Annotated in this window: 21 protein-coding genes; 13 read left to right on the top strand and 8 right to left on the bottom strand. The window is 33.5% G+C overall.

Annotation, left to right across the window (positions count from 1 at the left end):
- Nucleotides 1-418: 418 nt before the first annotated feature.
- Together ACYQ5R_RS10385 and ACYQ5R_RS10380 are read right to left on the bottom strand one after the other, a co-directional pair.
- Nucleotides 419-1,408: a carboxylesterase family protein gene (locus ACYQ5R_RS10385; RefSeq protein ID WP_460190874.1), complete on the bottom strand. Its 990-nt coding sequence runs from the start codon at nt 1,406-1,408 to the stop codon at nt 419-421.
- A gap of 155 nt (nt 1,409-1,563) precedes the next feature.
- The gene (locus tag ACYQ5R_RS10380; protein WP_460190873.1) at nt 1,564-2,427 is read right to left on the bottom strand and encodes a bile acid:sodium symporter family protein; all 864 of its coding nucleotides are present in this window, start codon (nt 2,425-2,427) and stop codon (nt 1,564-1,566) included.
- Nucleotides 2,428-2,572: 145 nt separating this feature from the next.
- Here ACYQ5R_RS10380 and msrA point away from each other — a divergent pair, with 145 nt between their 5' ends.
- Both msrA and ACYQ5R_RS10370 read left to right on the top strand, forming a co-directional pair.
- Entirely contained in the window at nt 2,573-3,232 is a 660-nt protein-coding gene (gene msrA / locus ACYQ5R_RS10375) for a peptide-methionine (S)-S-oxide reductase MsrA (RefSeq protein ID WP_460190872.1), read from the top strand.
- 57 nt (nt 3,233-3,289) lie between these two features.
- The gene (locus ACYQ5R_RS10370) at nt 3,290-3,592 is read left to right on the top strand and encodes a hypothetical protein (protein ID WP_460190871.1); all 303 of its coding nucleotides are present in this window, start codon (nt 3,290-3,292) and stop codon (nt 3,590-3,592) included.
- Here ACYQ5R_RS10370 and ACYQ5R_RS10365 read toward each other — a convergent pair.
- A complete protein-coding gene (locus ACYQ5R_RS10365; protein WP_460190870.1) occupies nt 3,589-3,900 on the bottom strand; it encodes a DUF6787 family protein in 312 nt (103 codons plus the stop codon). The genes ACYQ5R_RS10370 and ACYQ5R_RS10365 overlap by 4 nt on opposite strands.
- 137 nt (nt 3,901-4,037) lie before the next feature.
- On the opposite strand from ACYQ5R_RS10365, the gene ACYQ5R_RS10360 reads away from it, so the two are divergent.
- From ACYQ5R_RS10360 to ACYQ5R_RS10335, 6 genes are read left to right on the top strand one after another with little or no spacing between them, the layout of a single operon-like run.
- Nucleotides 4,038-5,363 carry a dicarboxylate/amino acid:cation symporter gene (locus tag ACYQ5R_RS10360; protein WP_460190869.1) on the top strand — a complete coding sequence of 442 codons (1,326 nt, stop codon included), beginning with the start codon at nt 4,038-4,040 and terminating at the stop codon, nt 5,361-5,363.
- Nucleotides 5,363-5,803, top strand: a complete 441-nt coding sequence (locus ACYQ5R_RS10355) for a GyrI-like domain-containing protein (protein ID WP_460190868.1) — start codon at nt 5,363-5,365, stop codon at nt 5,801-5,803. Before ACYQ5R_RS10360 ends, ACYQ5R_RS10355 begins: the two co-directional genes overlap by 1 nt.
- Nucleotides 5,804-5,814: 11 nt before the next feature.
- A complete protein-coding gene (gene gshB / locus ACYQ5R_RS10350) occupies nt 5,815-6,846 on the top strand; it encodes a glutathione synthase (protein WP_460190867.1) in 1,032 nt (343 codons plus the stop codon).
- Nucleotides 6,839-7,672, top strand: a complete 834-nt coding sequence (locus ACYQ5R_RS10345; protein ID WP_460190866.1) for a sulfurtransferase — start codon at nt 6,839-6,841, stop codon at nt 7,670-7,672. Before gshB ends, ACYQ5R_RS10345 begins: the two co-directional genes overlap by 8 nt.
- Before the next feature lies 1 nt (nt 7,673).
- A complete protein-coding gene (locus ACYQ5R_RS10340; RefSeq protein ID WP_460190865.1) occupies nt 7,674-8,501 on the top strand; it encodes an N-formylglutamate amidohydrolase in 828 nt (275 codons plus the stop codon).
- A gap of 8 nt (nt 8,502-8,509) precedes the next feature.
- On the top strand, nt 8,510-9,652 hold the full coding sequence (locus ACYQ5R_RS10335) for a flavohemoglobin expression-modulating QEGLA motif protein (protein ID WP_460190864.1): 1,143 nt from the start codon (nt 8,510-8,512) through the stop codon (nt 9,650-9,652).
- A gap of 22 nt (nt 9,653-9,674) precedes the next feature.
- Here ACYQ5R_RS10335 and ACYQ5R_RS10330 read toward each other — a convergent pair whose 3' ends face one another.
- A complete protein-coding gene (locus ACYQ5R_RS10330) occupies nt 9,675-10,085 on the bottom strand; it encodes a thiol-disulfide oxidoreductase DCC family protein (protein WP_460190863.1) in 411 nt (136 codons plus the stop codon).
- A 101-nt stretch (nt 10,086-10,186) separates the two neighbouring features.
- Between ACYQ5R_RS10330 and ACYQ5R_RS10325 the strand changes: the two genes are divergently transcribed.
- From ACYQ5R_RS10325 to ACYQ5R_RS10310, 4 genes are read left to right on the top strand one after another with little or no spacing between them, the layout of a single operon-like run.
- Nucleotides 10,187-10,879 (top strand): ABC transporter ATP-binding protein, encoded by a 693-nt coding sequence (locus tag ACYQ5R_RS10325; RefSeq protein ID WP_460190862.1) that lies wholly within the window; start codon nt 10,187-10,189, stop codon nt 10,877-10,879.
- 2 nt (nt 10,880-10,881) lie between these two features.
- Nucleotides 10,882-12,111: an ABC transporter permease gene (locus ACYQ5R_RS10320; protein ID WP_460190861.1), complete on the top strand. Its 1,230-nt coding sequence runs from the start codon at nt 10,882-10,884 to the stop codon at nt 12,109-12,111.
- A gap of 1 nt (nt 12,112) precedes the next feature.
- Nucleotides 12,113-13,357: an ABC transporter permease gene (locus ACYQ5R_RS10315; protein WP_460190860.1), complete on the top strand. Its 1,245-nt coding sequence runs from the start codon at nt 12,113-12,115 to the stop codon at nt 13,355-13,357.
- A gap of 47 nt (nt 13,358-13,404) precedes the next feature.
- Nucleotides 13,405-14,508 (top strand): efflux RND transporter periplasmic adaptor subunit, encoded by a 1,104-nt coding sequence (locus ACYQ5R_RS10310; RefSeq protein WP_460190859.1) that lies wholly within the window; start codon nt 13,405-13,407, stop codon nt 14,506-14,508.
- Between the two features lie 87 nt (nt 14,509-14,595).
- Here the strand turns inward: ACYQ5R_RS10310 and ACYQ5R_RS10305 are convergent, their stop codons facing one another.
- Genes ACYQ5R_RS10305 through ACYQ5R_RS10295 form a run of 3 tightly spaced genes read right to left on the bottom strand, consistent with a single transcriptional unit; the run spans nt 14,596 to nt 17,086 of the window.
- Nucleotides 14,596-15,483, bottom strand: a complete 888-nt coding sequence (locus ACYQ5R_RS10305; RefSeq protein ID WP_460190858.1) for a 3-hydroxyacyl-CoA dehydrogenase family protein — start codon at nt 15,481-15,483, stop codon at nt 14,596-14,598.
- A gap of 10 nt (nt 15,484-15,493) precedes the next feature.
- The gene (locus ACYQ5R_RS10300; protein WP_460190857.1) at nt 15,494-16,123 is read right to left on the bottom strand and encodes a sterol desaturase family protein; all 630 of its coding nucleotides are present in this window, start codon (nt 16,121-16,123) and stop codon (nt 15,494-15,496) included.
- Between the two features lie 3 nt (nt 16,124-16,126).
- Nucleotides 16,127-17,086, bottom strand: coding sequence for a Gfo/Idh/MocA family protein (locus ACYQ5R_RS10295; RefSeq protein ID WP_460190856.1), 960 nt, complete (start codon nt 17,084-17,086; stop codon nt 16,127-16,129).
- A gap of 77 nt (nt 17,087-17,163) precedes the next feature.
- Here ACYQ5R_RS10295 and ACYQ5R_RS10290 point away from each other — a divergent pair, with 77 nt between their 5' ends.
- On the top strand, nt 17,164-17,805 hold the full coding sequence (locus ACYQ5R_RS10290) for a protein-L-isoaspartate(D-aspartate) O-methyltransferase (RefSeq protein WP_460190855.1): 642 nt from the start codon (nt 17,164-17,166) through the stop codon (nt 17,803-17,805).
- Here ACYQ5R_RS10290 and ACYQ5R_RS10285 read toward each other — a convergent pair.
- Nucleotides 17,802-18,872 carry a 3-oxoacyl-ACP synthase III family protein gene (locus tag ACYQ5R_RS10285; RefSeq protein ID WP_460190854.1) on the bottom strand — a complete coding sequence of 357 codons (1,071 nt, stop codon included), beginning with the start codon at nt 18,870-18,872 and terminating at the stop codon, nt 17,802-17,804. The two genes, ACYQ5R_RS10290 and ACYQ5R_RS10285, sit on opposite strands and share 4 nt — an antisense overlap.
- Between the last annotated feature and the right edge of the window lie 288 nt (nt 18,873-19,160).

The raw sequence follows: 19,160 nt of genomic DNA, 5'->3' as shown, positions 1-19,160 counted from the left end.
TCGGAGTAGTGGACTTCCTATTTCACTTCGATAATAGTTCGTCAAATAGATAATTTAATTATCAATATTTGTCAAATTCTGATTATTGAGAACGCAAAATACAGATCCAAATTACGTTTAGGTATAGTTGAGACATCGTTTCGGCTCGATGCCCAACTAGCGTTGATATTTTATAGATAGGCGATTGTGTAATTTGGTTTAGCAGTTTGTTGAAACACATTTCTTTTGGGGTGGGAGTGCAAAGCACGTAGCAACAAAAGTTCAACGTTAGTTGAATGTGTTTCAACGTTTAGTATATGGAAAGTAGGCGATTTAGAAGTACCAAACTTTCGGTTAAGCATTAAGTTGGAAACGGGCCAAAAGCTTTGATTATATTACTATTTCGCCTATTTTTTATATACATTGTTGGCGGTAGTTTTTATTCGACATTTAAATTTTGGTTGTCCACTATAAAATCAAAAGATAAATCTGATAAGCTTTTTCCATTCACAGTGGCACCCCAGGGACCATGACCTTTGCCCTCTAATGGATAATAAACAAAATCAATTTCATTTGTTTCACATATATTTTTTAAATCTTCAGCACTACTAAAAGGTACGGTGGGGTCTTCTGTACCATGAGCTATAAACATTGCTGGGTCATTTGAGTCAAACCTTTCGTATCCATAAATCAATTCTAACACTTCAATTGTATTGTCAGAACCCCAAAAGTCTAAAATCGTTTGCACTTCATATGTTTCAAAAAGGTTAGTTGATGACAAAGTAAAGTCTTCATTTAGAGTGAGTTCGTCCTTATAATCACCTAAATCTGACACCCCAATTCCTATTGATATTGTTGCTCCCGCTGAACCACCACCAATTGTGATATAGTCTGTATTTATATTATAATTATATGCGTTGGCTACTATCCATCTTAAAGCAGCTTTAGCATCCCTTTGTGCAGGGTATATAGCAAAAAATTGGCCAAGATTCGTAGGAGGAATATCGGAAGATCCGTCTATCCATTCTTGTGGTACAGTTCCTTTATTATCTCTAAGTCGATAATCTATTGAAAACACGACAAAACCCCTTGCAGAATAGTAATGAGCCATATCAACGAGGGGTTCCTGTTGCTTTGTCCCTCCCACAAATCCTCCACCATGAATTAACATAAGCACAGGTCGATTTTGTGAATTGTTGTTTGGAACATAAGAATCCATCAATAAAGGCATTACCGAGGAATTAATACTATTCAAGCTGTCATGGCTTAATCCTTCTGCGTAAGTGATGTCTTCCGTAATAGTTACTTCATAGGTAGCATTCCACTTCACTGTTGGTATTGAGGTTTCTGGTATAATTATATTATTATCATCTTTATCACATGAAATCAAAGAAACCATAATTAGTAAACTTGCAAAAATCTGTTTCATTATAATTTAATATTTCATTTTTAGACTCTTAAAATCAGATAAAGTTTAATGTAATTACCGCCAATGTTCTGATATGGTCTGTTTCAATTGATTATATCAGTAGTTAAGCGAGGGTCGTTATTTTTAATTCAAGAGTCAATTAAATTTAATAACATCTAATCTTTCCTCCTCCCAAAATACCACATTAAAAATCCTGAGGTAAAAAACATTATAAGGGAATAAACCACTGCAGGTACACCAATTTCGGCACGTTGTAAAATACTTAAAGCGATAACAATAGCCAATGTTCCGTTTTGAATACCACTCTCTATTGTAATACTAATTGATTGCTTTAAATTAAGCTTAAATAGTTTAGATGTATAATAACCAATTAACATGGTGAGTTCGTTTAAAAGCAAAACTATATAGCCTATTTTTACAAAGGAATCAGCAATGATTTCAGTATTTGCAACTATTAACCCAACAACTACGGCAATAAAAATAACGGTAGATGCAACACGCATGGGTTTTTCCATTCGCTTAGCAAAAGCTTCATTTTTATGTTTTATAAACATACCTATGCTAACTGGTAAAATAGTAATTCCAGTGATTTGCCCCATGGTTTGTACTACTGGTAATTCTATTACAGTCCCACTTTCGTTAACAAAATGAGCTAAACCAAAAGATAGAATTAATGGTATTGTAAAAACTGTCGCAATACTTGTAATGGCGGTTAGAGAGATAGATAGTGCAATGTCTCCTTTTGCCACATGCGTAATTAAATTACTCGTTGCGCCTCCAGGGCATGAAGCAATTAATAATACACCGATAGACAATATCGGATCTATATTAAATATGGTAGCAAACAGAAAACCAATCAGAGGTAAAATCAGCATTTGATTTGTTAGGCCTAGTATGGTTGCTTTAGGGTTTTTAAAAACATTTTTAAAATCATTAATAGTTAGAGTTAATCCCATGCCTAGCATTATAATCGCTAAAGAAATTGGTAAAACTACTGTAGTTAAAATAGAATTTTCCATAAAAACAGATATCCATTAATTGGATAGAGTTTGGTTGTTATAAATATAGCCATAAATGTTAAGGATATGCCAAGAAACCACTTTTTAAAGTGTAAGTTTGTAATAAGCAAATGCGTGCCTCGACTGAAGCACGAAATAATTACAAATGAAAAAATATTCAGTATTGTTAATGGTTTCATTTATTGTAATAGCTTGTTTTGGAACAAATAATTCTAAAAGTGAGCGCAATGAAACTGTTAAAATAGAACCATTAGAATTTATGGAAAATAGGAGTTATGCAACCTTTGGTGGAGGTTGTTTTTGGTGTACGGAAGCCATTTTTGAGCAATTAGAAGGAGTAGAAAAAGTAGCATCAGGTTTTTCTGGTGGGCATATTAAAAATCCTGCTTATAGAGAGGTGATTTCTGGTAGAACAGGACATGCTGAGGTAATACAAATTACCTACAATCCGCAAGTAATTAATTACAATACATTGTTAGAAGTATTTTTTAATACGCACGATCCTACAACATTAAATCGTCAAGGAGCTGATAGAGGTACTCAATATCGTTCTGCAATTTTTTACCATAACGAAGAACAACAAAAAGCTGCAAATAATTTAATAGAAGCGTTGGAAGAAGCCAAAGTTTTTAAAGATCCTATAGTTACAGAAGTGACGCAATTTGATGCTTTTTATGAAGCAGAGCAATACCATCAAGATTATTATGCAAATAATCAAAGTCAGGGGTATTGTCAGGTTGTGATTCGACCTAAATTAGAAAAGTTTCAAAAAGCGTATCGCGATAAACTCAAAAAATCGATGTAATCAAAAAAATATAAGGGAAGTAAAATACTTCCCTTTTTTATTAGTTATATTGTACATATGAAACCCAAATACAAAAAGCTTTTACTCAGTATCTTATTAGATGGTGTTGGTATGCTATCTTTTCTGATCCCAGGTCTAGGTGAATTATTTGATGTTATTTGGGCTCCGTTATCTGCTTATCTAATTTTAAAAATGTACAAGGGAGCATTCTCAAAAGTTGCGAGTATAATCTCTTTTGGAGAAGAAGCAGGATTTATTGGCACAGACGTCATACCAACCTTTACCTTAAGTTGGGTTTATGAACAACTATTTATGAAAGAATCGACAGTAATAGTAAAAGATGTAGAAAGACCTTCTTAGTCTTCAGGAAAAAAACGTTTGAATCCCATTCTTCGCAACATTTTCTTTTCAAAATTCCAGAAAAATTGAAACTGTCCAAAGCACCATCCCACAAGAGGTAATGTAAGTTGGTACACCGGAAAAATTAAGATAATTCTTAAAAACAAATACCAAGCATATGGCTTTGTGGTTTCAGAAGATAGGCCAAGAAATTCAGTAATGGGGCCTGCAACCCAGGCGGCAAAAGAACCATTAATTGCAAATACGATTAATATTGCAACAATTGCCCAGTTTGATTTAATTCCCCATCGTTCTTTTAATTTTTCCATTTCTAAAATTTGGCTCAAAAATACAATTTCAATTGATAATCAAACTAAAAATAGGACTCAATTTTATAAGAGATTAAGCCTATAGATTTTTAAAAATATTGTTAACTTTCAAAATTGTAAAATAAGGATAGATATAGATGAAAAAACTTGCACTGCATTGGAAAATTTTGATAGGAATGGTAATGGGTATTCTCTTTGGTTTATTCATGACATCAGTTGACGGAGGAGCTACTTTTGTTACTAATTGGATAAAGCCTTTAGGGACCATTTTCGTAAAACTATTAAAGTTAATTGCAGTTCCATTAATTATTGCTTCTTTGGTAAAAGGAATATCAGATTTAAAAGATATTTCAAAATTTAAGAACATTGGTATAAGAACTATTGGTATCTATATTGGTACTACTGTAGTAGCAATTACGATTGGTTTATTATTGGTAAATGTTTTTCAACCAGGTAATGGAATTTCTGAAGAAACTATAGAAAAATTAACATCTACATATGCTAATAATAGTAGTGTACAAGCCAAGTTACAAGAAGCAACAAATCAAAAGAATTCGGGACCATTGCAATTTTTAGAAGATATGGTGCCAGATAATGCTTTTAAAGCATTGTCTGATAACTCTGCTATGTTACAGGTTATATTCTTTACTATTTTCTTGGGTATATCAATGCTTTTAATTGGTGAGAAAAAAGCAAAACCTTTAAAAGACTTTTTCGATTCTATGAATGAAGTGGTTTTAAAAATGGTAGATCTAATAATGCTTTCTGCTCCGTATGCTGTTTTTGCGCTTTTAGCAAATGTTGTAGTAACGTCTGATGATCCAGATATTTTATTGGCGCTGCTTAAATATGCCGGAACTGTTGTAACTGGATTGTTATTAATGGTTACATTTTATCTTACCATGGTTGGTTTGATTGCTCGTAAAAATCCTTTGTGGTTTTTAAAAGAATTATCTCCTGCTCAATTGTTGGCGTTTTCAACAAGTTCGAGTGCAGCAACATTACCTGTAACAATGGAACGTGTTGAAGAACACATTGGAGTAGATAAAGAAGTGTCTAGTTTTGTATTGCCAGTTGGAGCAACAATTAATATGGATGGTACAAGTTTGTATCAGGCAGTAGCAGCTGTTTTTATTGCACAAGCGTTGAGTTTTGATTTGACTTTTTCAGATCAATTAACCATAATTTTAACAGCATTATTAGCATCAATTGGGTCTGCTGCAGTACCTGGTGCAGGAATGGTAATGTTAGTTATTGTATTAGAATCTATTGGGTTTCCACCTGAGAAACTGGCTATAGGTTTGGCATTGATATTTGCGGTAGACAGACCATTAGATATGTTGCGCACGGTAATTAATATTACAGGAGATGCAACCGTATCTATGTTGGTGGCAAAATCTGTTGGCAAACTTGGAGATCCTAATATAAAAGAGTGGGACGATCATTATGATGAGGTGAAGTAATGGAGTCATTTAAACTTGTGGGCATATATGTAAGAACAATTAATAAAGATTATCAATCTCGAATAGATATTGGTGCTCTTTGGAAGTGTTGGTTTGAAGAGAATTGTTCTGAAAAAATTTCTTCAAAATTAAATGAAGATATTATTAACTTGTATACCAATTATGTATCTGATGAACATGATTATTACACCACAGTTTTAGGACACCGAGTTGACCAGTTTGCCAATATACCTGAGGGTATGATGGCCATTGAGATTCCCAAATTAAATTATGAGGTTTTCGAATCTAAAGGAATATTACCCCATTGTGTTTTGGATACGTGGGAACATATTTGGAAAAGTGATTTAAATAGAGCTTATATTGCCGATTTTGATGTCTACGATAATAACAGTTTTCATACAGAGCAAGCAGAAGTAAAAACATTTGTTTCAATAAAATAAAATAAACACCTATGAATATTTGTTTTTTAATGTATCCGTGGGAAGAAATAAACCCAGACAACGATACTAGTTTAACTTTGATACACGAATGTGTAAAGAGAGGACATGGAGTTGCACTTTGCACTCCAGAAAGTCTAATGATACAAAATAGTGTAACCAATGCATTTTGTAAAGTGGTAAATAGAATGGAAAAAGTTCCAGCTTCAATGAAGTCTTTTTACAACAAAGCTAAATTGAGAGACGAGATGTTACCGCTCGCAGGTTTTGACGTTTTATTTTTTAGAGCAAATCCGCCGTTAGATCCAATAATGCTAAACTTTTTAGATTCTGTAAAGGACGATGTTTTTATTGTAAATTCTTTGCAAGGTATGCGTGAGGCTAATAATAAACTATATACTGCAGCTTTTGGCGATTCTCACAGCAATATCATTCCTGCAACGCATGTGTCGAAAAACAAAGAAGATTTAGTGCGACAAATCAAACAGTCTAAATCTGACAAAATGATCTTAAAGCCATTAAATGGTTTTGGAGGGTCTGGGGTTATTTTGATTGAAAAATCCGCTAAATTAAATGTCAACTCCTTATTAGATTTTTACATTACTAATAGCGATGGTTCTTCAAACTATGTAATTTTGCAAGACTATATTGAGGGAGCAGATCAAGGAGATATTAGAATTTTACTTTTAAATGGTGATCCTATAGGTGCCATGCGAAGGGTTCCAGGTACAGATGATCATCGTTCAAATGTTTCTGCAGGAGGTTCTGTACAACGTCATACTCTAACAAAACAAGAAAAAGCTTTATGTAAACAAATTGGTCCTAAGTTGGTAAACGATGGATTGTATTTTGTGGGGATTGATGTTATTGGTGGTAAACTAGTAGAAGTGAATGTGATGAGCCCGGGAGGTATTACTTATATCAACAAGGTTTATAAAACCAAATTACAAGTAAAAGTTATTGATTTTGTAGAGAGCAAAGTATTAGACAAACTACAAGCCTTTGAAAAACGTTCGCGTTTGCGTAAAACTGTAGAGGATGCTTAAAATACCTGCACCAATTGTTTCTGTTGAGTGGTTGAATTCAAATTTGGATGCTGATAATTTATTGGTTTTTGATGCTACCATTACCAAGGTAACAGCAAAGAATGAAGGTGCGGAATCCTTTGAATTTATTGAGAATGCACAGTTTTTAGATATTAAAAATGTGTTTTCAAATACCGATGCTACATTTCCCAATACCATGCTTGCATCATCTGAGTTTGAGATAAAAGCGCAAGAAATGGGAGTGAATAACAATAGCTGCATTGTTGTGTATGATCGTTATGGTTATTATTCTGCTGCACGGATTTGGTGGATGTTCAAATCAATGGGGTTTCATAATATTGCTGTTTTAGATGGAGGCTTACCAGAATGGAAACTTAAAAGTTATCCTACTCAAAAAAATGCGAGTACCATTTCAGTTAAAGGAAATTTTAAAGCTGTTTGCACAGAAAATAAAATTATTGACCATCATTCAGTTTTAAAGGCAATTGAAAGCAATGACATAGCCATTATAGATGCTAGAAGTAGCGATCGCTTTTTGGCTCAGGTGGAAGAACCGCGATCTGGTTTGAGAAGTGGACATATACCCAATTCAGAGAATATTCCGTATACTACTTTGTTAAGTGGAACCAAAATGAAATCAGAAAATGAATTGAAATCAATTTTTGAACCAGTAATGAAAAAAGAAGTTATTTTTTCTTGTGGTTCAGGAATTACAGCTTGTGTGCTTGCTTTAGGAGCAACTATAGTAGGATATAATAATTTAAAAGTGTACGATGGTTCTTGGACAGAATGGGGGAGTTTACACGAACTACCAATAGAAAAATAGGATGGAAAGATTATCGGTAGCAAATATCATTAATAAAATAAATGCAGAAGAAACCTTTGAAGCAGTTTCTTATGACTATGCTTTTACCATAAAAATTGAAAGCTATGTTCCATATGTTTGTGGGGCAGTGCACGATGGTCATCAGTTTAGAAAGTCACTTTGGGATAATTGTACTCATACTGAATACGAACGTTGGTTTGAAGAAGACCCAGAAACCAAAGAAATGGTGGCTTGGGCGCCAATAGTAATTGCTGGCTGCGATTCACGGTTTGAATACGATTTAAATAGAGCCCCAGATACGGCTATTTATGAGGATGCTTGGGGTAAAAAATTGTGGCATGAACCAATTTCTATTGAGGAAAAGGCTTTAAGTTTAGCCAAACACCAACAATTCTATAAGGTACTACATGCCTTAATTTCTAAATTAGAAAGTAAGCATGCCTCAGTAATTGTTTATGATATGCATTCGTATAACTGGAAACGATGGACGCGTGAAGTGCCTACGTGGAATTTAGGAACTGCTAATGTAGATAATAAACGATTTAAAAAAGATATAGAAAGTTGGAGCAATATATTAGGCTCTATAGAATTACCGAACAATATAGAGAGTACATCTTTAATTAACGATACTTTTCAAGGCAATGGTTATTTTTTAAAATTTATAACCAATAATTTTGATAACACTTTGGTGTTGGCCACAGAAATTAAAAAGATTTATTGTGATGAATTGGAGCAAATTATGTTTCCAGAAGTAGTGAGAGCTGTTAAAGAACAATTACAAGAATTGCTCCCAAAACACGCGGCAAGATTTAGTGAGAACCACAGATAATAAGGTACATGCATAAGACACAAGAAGAGATATTATTTGAGATAGATGAGCAGATAGATACGCTGGTTAAGAAAATAGAATTACTCAATTATATCAACCCAATAAATATTGAAAAACAGCGCAAAAAGTTTTTTAACTCTAATTTTACTACAGAACCAAAATTTAAATACCCAGAGGTTGATTTTGATACGTTTGAAACCCAACGTGCCTTATTTGCGATTAAAATTAATCTAATAGAAGACCCAATTATTAGGCAGTTGTATGAAGATATAATTTATGAATATTCTGGATTGATTGAGTGTATAAGTACTATTGGTCAGGGTAAGAAGTTTTATTACAACAGTTTACGTTGTTTTGGTACACCTACTGAAAAAACAGTGGAAAATGCAAAATTCATCTTGCATTTTACAACAGATAAGGATGCTAAATTGCTTCCTGAATTTGATGTTGTAGCTACAGAAAAGCAGTTTAGAACTTATTCTAAACGATATGATTTTCAATACAATATTGAACATTCAGATAAGCTGTCAGCCATTGCTATGGTACTTAATAATACACAAACCTTAGTGTTAAATTCAGAATACACATTTTCTCAAACAGACATCGATATATTGACCAACCACGAAATTGGCGTACATATGGTTACTACTTTTAATGGTCTGTTAAATCCATTAAAAATTTTCTCACACGGATTTCCTAGTTATACAGAAACGCAAGAAGGATTAGCAGTTTTTTCTGAGTATATGTCAGATAGCCTAAATTTAAATCGGATGAAGCGTATTGCGTATCGTGTTTTGGCAGTAGATTCGTTAGCGAAAGGGTATAGTTTTTCTGAAACTTTTAGAATGCTACGTGACTATGGTATGAAGAAAAAAGATGCTTTTACCGTGAGTGTTCGTGTACATAGAGGTGGAGGCTTCACCAAAGATTACCTCTATTTAACCGGATTGAAAAAAGTGTATGAGCAATACAAAACGGGGCAGGATCTTTCACCTTTATTAATGGGTAAGGTAACTTTAGAATATAAAGATCAAATAAATTATTTGTTGGGTAAAAACTACGCAGTGGCTCCAAAGCATTATACAGATTCGTATACCGAAAACAACAATTCTAAAAAGGTGTTGACATTTATTTTAGAGAATTTGAAGTAGTTAAATGAAAAAACAATAGCAATTAATCCAAAAAGCGTGCTTTTAAATCAGGTGTAGGTATCATACAATTTTCTCTTTTCCCATACCACTTATACCTATTTTTAGCAATATAATCGTATATAGCATCTCGCAACCTATTTGGTAATATATAGCCAATCTTTGCTAACTTGAATCTTCCACCTAATACATCACAAACCTTTAAAATAGCTTTCGATTTATGATAGAGTTCACCTTCATAAATTAAAATAATTGAATCTAAATCTGAATTATTTTTAGAAAACTGTAACAAAATTTCTTTGGCGGCGTCTGATTGTAAAGAAGCGAATAGGAATTGCTTTTTGTAATCGTTTTTAAGTACAAATTGTACTGAAGTATTACAGAGATTGCATACACCGTCAAAGAGTATGATTGGTTGCTTATTACCTTTTTTCATAAGGCAAAGTTACAAAATCAAAGCCTATTCGTCTTTTAACAAAATCTTAATAGAAAGATGAAAGCGAAATTTTAATTTCGTTAACAAATAATCAAATCAACATGATCAAAATTAAAGGACTACATAAATCCTATCCGATGGGTAACGATTCACTTCACGTACTTAAAGGGCTGGATTTGCACATTAAAGAAGGTGAATTTGTATCTATTATGGGTTCATCAGGATCTGGTAAATCAACCTTGTTAAATATTGTTGGACTTTTAGATGTGCACGATGAAGGCGATTACTACTTAAACGGTCAGTTAATTGAAAATTTAAACGAAAAGAAAGCGGCAGTTTTAAGAAATAAATTTCTTGGATTTGTTTTTCAGTCGTTTAATCTAATCTCGTATAAAACAGCATTAGAAAATGTGGCGTTGCCATTGTACTATGCTGGTATGAATAGAAAAGAGCGCTTAAAGATTGCCTTAGAGTATTTAGATAAAGTTGGTTTAAAAGATTGGGCAAATCATTTGCCAAATGAATTATCCGGTGGGCAGAAACAGCGTGTTGCTATTGCTAGAGCCTTAGTAACAAAGCCAAAAGTAGTTTTGGCCGATGAGCCAACAGGAGCCTTAGATTCTACAACAACAGATTCTGTAATGGATTTGTTGACAGAAATTAACAATGATGGTATGACTGTTTTCGTTATTACACACGAAGAAGAAGTAGCTGCACAAACCAAACGTATCGTTAGGTTGAAAGATGGTGTAATTATTAGTGATGAAGCTGTAGTTCCAACTGTAAGTGCATAATTATGTTTGATTTAGATCGTTGGAGAGAAATATTTGAAGCCATAGGTAAAAACAAGTTACGTACTGTTTTATCTGGGTTTACCATTGCATTTGCAATTTTAATTTTCACCTTGTTATTTGGCGTTGGTAATGGATTAAAGCACACTTTTGAAAGAGAGTTTGCTGGAGATTCTATGTTATCAATTTATCTATGGCCGGGGCGTACTACCAAACCTTATAAAGGTATGCAGAGTGGTCGTAGAATTCAGTTTAAAAATGATGATTTAGACTATATCAATAAAGAATTTGAAAAGAATTTAAATGCGGTTAGTCCAAGAATTATTAGACAATCTCAGGTTATCTACGAAAACAATCAAAATTCTTACCAAATAAGAGCAGTTTACCCTAGTTATCAAGTGTTAGAGTCACTTGAAATGATGGAGGGTAGATTTATTAATATGCTCGATTTAGATAAACGATCTAAAATCGTTGTTATTGGTAGAATGGTAGAGAAAGACTTGTTTGGTGAGTTGAGTGGTATCGGGAAACAAGTAAATGTAAATGGTATATCTTTTAAAGTAATTGGAGTATTCTCTGATCCAGGTGGAGATAATGATGAGCGCTATATATACACTCCATTTACAACCATTCAGCATCTTTACGGTAATACAGATCATTTAGATGGATTTGGTATGACCTATAATCCAGAAATGAGCGTGGATGCGGCCATTGCTTTTGGTAACCGTTTAGAGCGCGCTATGAAAGAACGTCATTTTGTAAACCCTAATGATCAAGGTGCTGTGCGTGTAAATAATTACGCAGAAGGAAATAGAGATGTAAGTCAGTTTATGATGGTGTTGAATATAATCATACTTTTTATTGGTATTGGAACTATGGTAGCAGGCGTGATTGGTATTAGTAACATCATGGTATATATTGTAAAAGAACGAACAAAAGAATTAGGTATTCGTAAAGCATTAGGAGCACAACCAAAGAATATTGTAGGTATGATTATGATGGAATCCATCTTTATTACTGCGGTTTCTGGTTACTTCGGTTTGTTATTGGGTACTTCAATTCTTGAAGCATTAGGAGATTCTTTAGAAACATATTTCATATTGAATCCTAGTGTAGAAACTTATGTGGTTGTTGGTGCAACTATTGTATTGATTATTGCAGGTACTATTGCTGGTTATATTCCAGCCAAGCGTGCTGCGCGTATTAAACCAATTGTAGCTTTAAGAGAAGACTAAGATGAAAATATTCATATTTGACAGAGATACATGGCAAGAAATTTATGGAAGTATCCGTAAAAATAAATTGCGTACCGGTATTACAATTATTGGTGTTATGTGGGGCATTTTCTTGCTTGTTGTGCTTTTAGGAGCCGCAAGAGGTATGGAGAATAACTTTAATAGAATGTTCGGAAACTTTGCGACTAATAGTGTATTTATTTGGGGGCAAAGTACAAGTGAGCCATTCAAAGGATTTCAGGCAGGTAAACGAATAAGTTTAAAAATGTCTGATGTAGAGCATCTGCGTCGAGAAATTGATGGAATAGAAATGATTGTTCCGCGTTTCCAATCTCAAAGTTTGATAGTCAATAATTTTAAAACGGCTACTTTGGGAGTTTATGGTGATTTTCCAGAATTGGATAAAGTTCAAAAAGTAAATTTATTGTACGGGCGTTTTATCAATGATGAAGATATTTTACAAAAACGTAAAGTTTGTGTTATCGAAGAAGAGACATATAAGCAATTATTTGATGTTGGAGAAAAAGCTGTTGGTAGTTATATCAAAATTAATAATGTAAACTACATGGTCATTGGTCATTATCAAAATAAAAGACAAATGGGAGGGCCTTCAGGTGGTGTGCATATTCCTTTTTCGACATTCCAACAAGTGTATAACCAAGGTGATAAAATTGGTTGGATGATGGTTACTGGTAAGATTGATCATGATATCAAACAAATGGAGGCTGATGCTAAATTGATGTTAAGAAATTTGCATAATGTACATCCTGAAGATGAACGTGCATTTGGAAGCTTTAATCTAGGTAACGAAATTAAAAAAGTAACAGGGTTCTTAACAGGAATGCAGTTCTTAACTTGGTTTGTTGGTATAGCAACTTTAATTGCAGGTGTATTTGCAATTGGAAACATATTATTAATTACAGTTAAGGAGCGAACAAAAGAAATTGGTATACGAAGAGCTTTAGGAGCAAAGCCAGCTGAAATTAGAAGACAAATAGTTTTAGAGTCAATTTTCTTAACCACATTAGCAGGTTCTTTAGGGATTATTTTTGGTGGAGTTATTCTAATGTTATTGGATATGTTTGCGACGGGTGGTGAAAATCCTATATTAACAAATCCAACAGTTAATATACCTGTTGTTATGACAGCTTATGCATTCTTAGTAATAATGGGAACCTTAATAGGATTAATTCCTGCTCAAGTAGCAGTGAGTATTAGACCAATAGAGGCTTTAAGAGATGAATAAAGAAATAAAATAAATTTAGAAATCAACAAGAATAAATAATCAAACACATGAAAAAAATTATCATTTTTGGTTCAATAGCAGTTTTACTAGTAGTAGTTTTACTTTGGTTTGGAAAGAAAAATCAAGCAACTGTAGAAACCTATACTACTGATAAATTAATAACAGCCACAATTGAAAATAAAACGGTGGCTACAGGAAAAGTAGTTCCGTTAGAAGAGGTAGAAATTAAACCTAATATCTCTGGTATTATTGATAAGATATACCTAGAAGAAGGTGCAATTGTTCAAAAAGGAGATTTAATTGCTACAGTGAAGGTAGTTCCAAATGAGCAATCTCTAACTTCTGCTAAGGGTAGAATTAGCTCGGTAGAAATTCAGTTGAGCAATGCAAAAATTGTTTACGACAGAAATAAATCTTTATACAATAAAGGTGTTATTTCTAAGCAAGATTTTGAAAACTCTGAATTGGCTTATGATAGAGCAAAGCAAGATTTGCAGAATGCTAAGAACGATTACGAGATTATATTAAAAGGATCTACCGGATCGTCAGGTACAGCAAATACAAACATTAGAGCTACTACTTCAGGAATGATTTTAGAAATCCCGGTAAAAGAAGGCTATCAGGTTATTCAAGCAAACAACTTTAATGCGGGAACAACAATTGCTTTTATTGCAGATATGAGTAAAATGATTTTTGAAGGTAAAGTTGATGAGGCAGAAGTAGGAAAGCTGGATGAAGGAATTGATATTGAAGTTGGGTTAGGTGCTATAGATGAGAAGAAATTCCCTGCTACTTTAACCTTTATTGCTCCTAAAGGAACAGAAGAAAATGGTGCAGTACAGTTTAAGATTAAAGCAGATGTTCAGTTAGATGAAAACTATTTTGTGCGTGCTAACTATAGTGCAAATGCAGAGATTGTATTAGAACGTAAAGACAGCATCCTAGCGATTAAAGAATCATTGTTGCAATTTGATAGAAAAACAGAAAAACCATATATCGAGGTTAAAACTGGAGAGAATCAATTTGAAAGAAGAGATGTGGAAGTTGGATTATCTGATGGAATCAATGCTGAAATTATTAGCGGTGTGACTGAAGAAGATGAAATTAAAGTATGGAATAAAGCCTCTAGAGAAGATACTAATAGAAATTAATATTTCTTAAAGGATATTGATTTTAGTTAGTAAAAAACGCCGAATCCTTTGGATTCGGCGTTTTATTTTTATATCAAATTTTAGTGACTAACTAAATTGTTGCGATACTTTTTCAGCCTTTCGGCTTTCAGAATAATCATAGAATCCTTCTCCAGATTTTACTCCTAATTTTCCGGCTTGAACCATATTTACTAACAATGGACATGGAGCATATTTTGAGTTTTTAAATCCATTATATAATACATTTAAAATTGAAAGGCATACATCTAAGCCAATAAAATCAGCTAATTGCAAAGGCCCCATAGGATGAGCCATACCTAACTTCATAACTTCATCTATTTCTTTTACACCTGCTACACCATTATATAAAGTCTCTACAGATTCATTAATCATAGGCATAAGAATTCGATTAGCCACAAATCCAGGGTAGTCATTTGCCTTAACTGGAATCTTATTTAGTTTTTTAGATAAGTCCGTTATAGTTTCTGTTGTTTCTTTGCTTGTAGAATAACCGTTAATAATCTCTACCAATTTCATTATTGGCACAGGGTTCATAAAATGCATACCAATAACTTGTGCAGGTCTTTTTGTAACTGATGCAATCTCTGTGATAGATATTGAAGATGTATTGCTTGCCAAAATAGTTTCAGGCTTGCAATACATGTCTAATTCTTTAAATATTTGAAGTTTTAAATCAGTATTTTCTGTGGCAGCTTCTACAACAATATCTACATTTTCAACACCTGCTTTTAATTCAGTATAAGCTTCTATGTTCGCTAAAGTAGCAACTTTAACAGCGTTAGTAATTTTTTCCTTAGCAACCATTCTTTCTAAGTTTTTAGCAATGGTAGCTATTCCTTTGTCTAATGCTGTTTGAGATACATCTACTATACGTACTTTGTAACCAAACTGCGCAAAAGTTTGTGCAATACCATTACCCATGGTACCAGCACCTATCACAGCAATATGTTTCATGTTCTCTTATTTAAGATTTTGGAGGCATTGTGCCAAAAACATAGTCCCAAAACGGACTAGAAACACCAAAACATTTGTTAGGGTATTTGTAGTGGTGCAATATATGGTGTCTCCAAATGTATTCAAATCGTTTAGGTGGTGCCATAGTATGAGTAGCCCTGTGCAAGAAAGAATAGAGTAGGTACCCTAAAAAGAATCCAGCAAAAAAGCCCCATGTAAATTCTGCATAACCTATTATGCTAAAAATTACATAGTAAATTCCGAAAAGAATTGATGCCATAATCAAACCAGGAACAGGAGGCATTAACAAACGCTCTGTATCTTTAGGATATAAGTGATGGGAGCCGTGCATAACAAAGTGAAAGCGTTTAACAAATTTATTTTCACTTACCCAATGAAATAGATAGCGGTGCAATAAATATTCAACTAATGTCCAAAAGAAAAACGCAAAGAAAAATAAGCCTAAAAACATTGTTACAGGGGTGTTCTTTATGAAAATAGCTACATAAATAAGTGCCAATACAGCTGAACCATATACAACAATACTTGTAGTCAAGTTTGTTTTAGTTAATGCTTCAAGAATAGGGTTCTTGAAAATCGTTGCTTGTCCTTTGTGATGTTTTGTAGATACTTTTGCCATGGGTTAAAAACAATTAATTATTTGATGTGCAACACGCAATGCTTTTGTACCATCTGTTAATGTTACAATAGGTTTTATATTGTTTACAATTGCGTTTGCAAAGGTTTCTAATTCATCTAAAATAGCGTTGTTTGGAGTGATGTCTGGATTTTCGAAATAAATCTGCTTTTTAACACCCTCAGCATTTTGAAGAATCATAGCAAAATCATCAGGATTTTCCGGCACATCTTTCATTTTCACAACTTCACTTTTCTTCTCTAAAAAGTCGACCGAAATATACGCATCTTTCTGGAAAAATCGCGATTTGCGCATGTTTTTTAAAGAGATTCTACTTGCCGTTAAATTCGCAACACATCCGTTTTCAAATTCAATTCGGGCGTTCGCTATATCAGGTGTTTCAGAGATAACAGATACACCACTAGCATGAACACTTTTGACCTCAGAATTTACAACACTTAGAATAATATCGATGTCGTGAATCATTAAGTCTAATACCACAGGTACATCTGTTCCTCTTGGGTTAAACTCTGCCAACCTATGAGTTTCGATAAACATAGGTGTATCTATTTTATCTTTTACCGCTGTAAATGCTGGATTAAAACGTTCTACATGCCCTACTTGTCCTTTCACGTGATTTTGACTCACTAAGGTTCTAATAGCTTCTGCCTCTTGAAGTGTATTTGTAATCGGCTTTTCTACAAAAATATGTTTACCAGCAGCAATCGCCTCTTTGGCACAATCAAAATGAGATAGAGTAGGAGTAACAATGTCTACTACCTCCACCTTATTAATTAATTCTGTAACAGAATCGAAAGCTCTATATCCAAATTCTTTAGCAACATTTTCGGCGTGTTCTTTTACTGGATCGTAAAAACCAACAAGTTCATATTTAGACGATTGTTGAAGAAGTTTTAAATGAATTTTCCCCAGGTGGCCAGCACCTAAAACACCAACTTTTAGCATGAATTTTTTCTTTGTGCAAAAATACTATTTTTTGACTTGAATTTTAATACTTTTAGGCAAGCAAATTTTAAAAAATATTGAGAGATACCTTAAAACATCAAGGGCTTAGAAATAAGTTGATCGACATTCTGGAGCAAAAAGGAATCAAGCAAGAGGGAGTATTAAACGCAATAGCACGAATACCTAGACATCTTTTTATGGACTCTAGTTTCGAAAATTTTGCCTATCAAGACAAGGCTTTTCCAATTGGTGCAGACCAGACCATATCACAACCTTATACTGTTGCTTTTCAAACTGAGCTTCTAGAGGTTAAGCCAAAACAGCAGATTTTAGAAATTGGTACTGGTTCAGGTTATCAAACAGCAGTATTGTTAGAATTAAATGCTCGTGTTTACTCAGTGGAGCGTCAGAAAGAGCTGTACACAAAAACAAAGACATTTTTACCCAAACTGGGGTATAAGACAAAACAATTAATTTTTGGTGATGGTTATAAAGGCTTACCTGAGCAAGCACCTTTTGATGGTATTATTGTTACAGCTGGTGCACCCTATGTTCCAAAACCATTGTTGAGTCAACTAAAAATTGGCGGCCGCTTGGTTATACCTGTTGGCACAGATTCTCAGATTATGACTTTATACATCAGAAAATCGTCTAAAGAATTTCAAAAATTTGAATTTGGAGATTTTAAATTTGTTCCTATGTTAAAAGAGAAAAACTAGAACTTGTAACTAAAAGCATTAACATTCATTCCTGCTCCAACAGAAGCAAATAATGTTATATCGCCTTTCTGTAATGTATGAGGTTCTAATTCACCATTTAAAATTAAATCTAGTAGGGTAGGAACCGTAGCTACCGATGAATTCCCCAGCCATGACACTGTCATGGGCATTATATCTTCAGGAGCTTTTTTACCGTATAATTTGTAAAAACGTTCTAAAATAGCTTCATCCATCTTACCATTCGCTTGATGTATCAACACCTTCTTTAAATCGTCAATTTCAATATTGGCTTTTTCTAAACAGCTTTTTAAAGCTTTTGGTACTGTTGTGAGGGCGTAGATATACAAACGTCTTCCATTCATTTTAATGTAACGTTCTCCTTGGTTGTGTCCGTTTACATGATAAGATTCTCCCATCACCAGCATTTCAGAAAACTCTAAGGTATCAGATCGCATGGCATGTGATAATATACCAATAGGAGTTTCACTTTCGGTAGCTTCTAAAACGACAGCCCCAGCACCATCAGCATAAATCATTCCGTCTCTATCATGCTGATCGTAAACTCTTGAAAGCACATCAGCACCAATTACCAAAATTCGTTTTGCATCTCCAGATTTAATAAAATAATTGGCTTGAATTACTGCTTGTACCCATCCCGGGCAACCAAAAGTAATGTCATACGCAACAGTTTCAGGATTTTTGATTCCTAATTTATGTTTCACCCTTGCTGCGAGGCTTGGTAAGATATCTACTTGTCTATTATCTGCAGTTATTTCTCCAAAATTATGAGCAACAATAATATAATCCAAACTTTCTTTATCTATGCCAGCGGAAGCTATTGCTTTTTCTGAAGCAAAGAATGCTATATCAGAAGTATTGAGGTCATCAGTAATATATCTACGTTCTTCAATTGTAGTAATTTCCTGAAATTTTGAGATTATTTCTAAATTGTCTTTGGTAATTTTACTTCCATCTCTTTCATAAAAATCGTTTTGTAAGAAATAGTCATTCGAAATTTTCTCGGTAGGAATATAGGCTCCGGTACCTTTAATAATAGAATATAACATAGGGTAGCTACTTTTGCCAAAAGTAGAGTTAAATGGTGTGTACACTTATTTTTGATAAATTCTTCTACGATGCCCAAATACAATATTAGTGCTATATAATATCTTAATATGTTGTAAATAAAAGGAATAAAATAAATATAAATACTATGCCTAAATCAAAATTAAAATTATGCACGCATAGTAAAATGTTGATTTTTTATAAATGTGTTATATTTACACAATACAGATAGCTATGTGCAATAATATGATTTATCATCTTAAGATTTACAAAGAATAAATAGTACATTA

The organism is Urechidicola sp. KH5 (genome assembly GCF_054661455.1).
This window is presented reverse-complemented; position numbering and strand designations above follow the sequence as displayed.

What these genes read in the sequence shown, in the direction of transcription:
- ACYQ5R_RS10385 (WP_460190874.1), bottom strand. Translation starts at nt 1,408, where the DNA reads ATGAAACAGATTTTTGCAAGTTTACTAATTATGGTTTCTTTGATTTCA.
- ACYQ5R_RS10295 (WP_460190856.1), bottom strand. Translation starts at nt 17,086, where the DNA reads ATGCTAAAAGTTGGTGTTTTAGGTGCTGGCCACCTGGGGAAAATTCAT.
- ACYQ5R_RS10370 (WP_460190871.1), top strand. Translation starts at nt 3,290, where the DNA reads ATGAAACCCAAATACAAAAAGCTTTTACTCAGTATCTTATTAGATGGT.
- gshB (WP_460190867.1), top strand. Translation starts at nt 5,815, where the DNA reads ATGAATATTTGTTTTTTAATGTATCCGTGGGAAGAAATAAACCCAGAC.
- ACYQ5R_RS10285 (WP_460190854.1), bottom strand. Translation starts at nt 18,872, where the DNA reads ATGTTATATTCTATTATTAAAGGTACCGGAGCCTATATTCCTACCGAG.
- msrA (WP_460190872.1), top strand. Translation starts at nt 2,573, where the DNA reads ATGAAAAAATATTCAGTATTGTTAATGGTTTCATTTATTGTAATAGCT.
- ACYQ5R_RS10325 (WP_460190862.1), top strand. Translation starts at nt 10,187, where the DNA reads ATGATCAAAATTAAAGGACTACATAAATCCTATCCGATGGGTAACGAT.
- ACYQ5R_RS10320 (WP_460190861.1), top strand. Translation starts at nt 10,882, where the DNA reads ATGTTTGATTTAGATCGTTGGAGAGAAATATTTGAAGCCATAGGTAAA.
- ACYQ5R_RS10355 (WP_460190868.1), top strand. Translation starts at nt 5,363, where the DNA reads ATGGAGTCATTTAAACTTGTGGGCATATATGTAAGAACAATTAATAAA.
- ACYQ5R_RS10365 (WP_460190870.1), bottom strand. Translation starts at nt 3,900, where the DNA reads ATGGAAAAATTAAAAGAACGATGGGGAATTAAATCAAACTGGGCAATT.
- ACYQ5R_RS10335 (WP_460190864.1), top strand. Translation starts at nt 8,510, where the DNA reads ATGCATAAGACACAAGAAGAGATATTATTTGAGATAGATGAGCAGATA.
- ACYQ5R_RS10300 (WP_460190857.1), bottom strand. Translation starts at nt 16,123, where the DNA reads ATGGCAAAAGTATCTACAAAACATCACAAAGGACAAGCAACGATTTTC.
- ACYQ5R_RS10345 (WP_460190866.1), top strand. Translation starts at nt 6,839, where the DNA reads ATGCTTAAAATACCTGCACCAATTGTTTCTGTTGAGTGGTTGAATTCA.
- ACYQ5R_RS10340 (WP_460190865.1), top strand. Translation starts at nt 7,674, where the DNA reads ATGGAAAGATTATCGGTAGCAAATATCATTAATAAAATAAATGCAGAA.
- ACYQ5R_RS10380 (WP_460190873.1), bottom strand. Translation starts at nt 2,427, where the DNA reads ATGGAAAATTCTATTTTAACTACAGTAGTTTTACCAATTTCTTTAGCG.
- ACYQ5R_RS10330 (WP_460190863.1), bottom strand. Translation starts at nt 10,085, where the DNA reads ATGAAAAAAGGTAATAAGCAACCAATCATACTCTTTGACGGTGTATGC.
- ACYQ5R_RS10310 (WP_460190859.1), top strand. Translation starts at nt 13,405, where the DNA reads ATGAAAAAAATTATCATTTTTGGTTCAATAGCAGTTTTACTAGTAGTA.
- ACYQ5R_RS10315 (WP_460190860.1), top strand. Translation starts at nt 12,113, where the DNA reads ATGAAAATATTCATATTTGACAGAGATACATGGCAAGAAATTTATGGA.
- ACYQ5R_RS10360 (WP_460190869.1), top strand. Translation starts at nt 4,038, where the DNA reads ATGAAAAAACTTGCACTGCATTGGAAAATTTTGATAGGAATGGTAATG.
- ACYQ5R_RS10305 (WP_460190858.1), bottom strand. Translation starts at nt 15,483, where the DNA reads ATGAAACATATTGCTGTGATAGGTGCTGGTACCATGGGTAATGGTATT.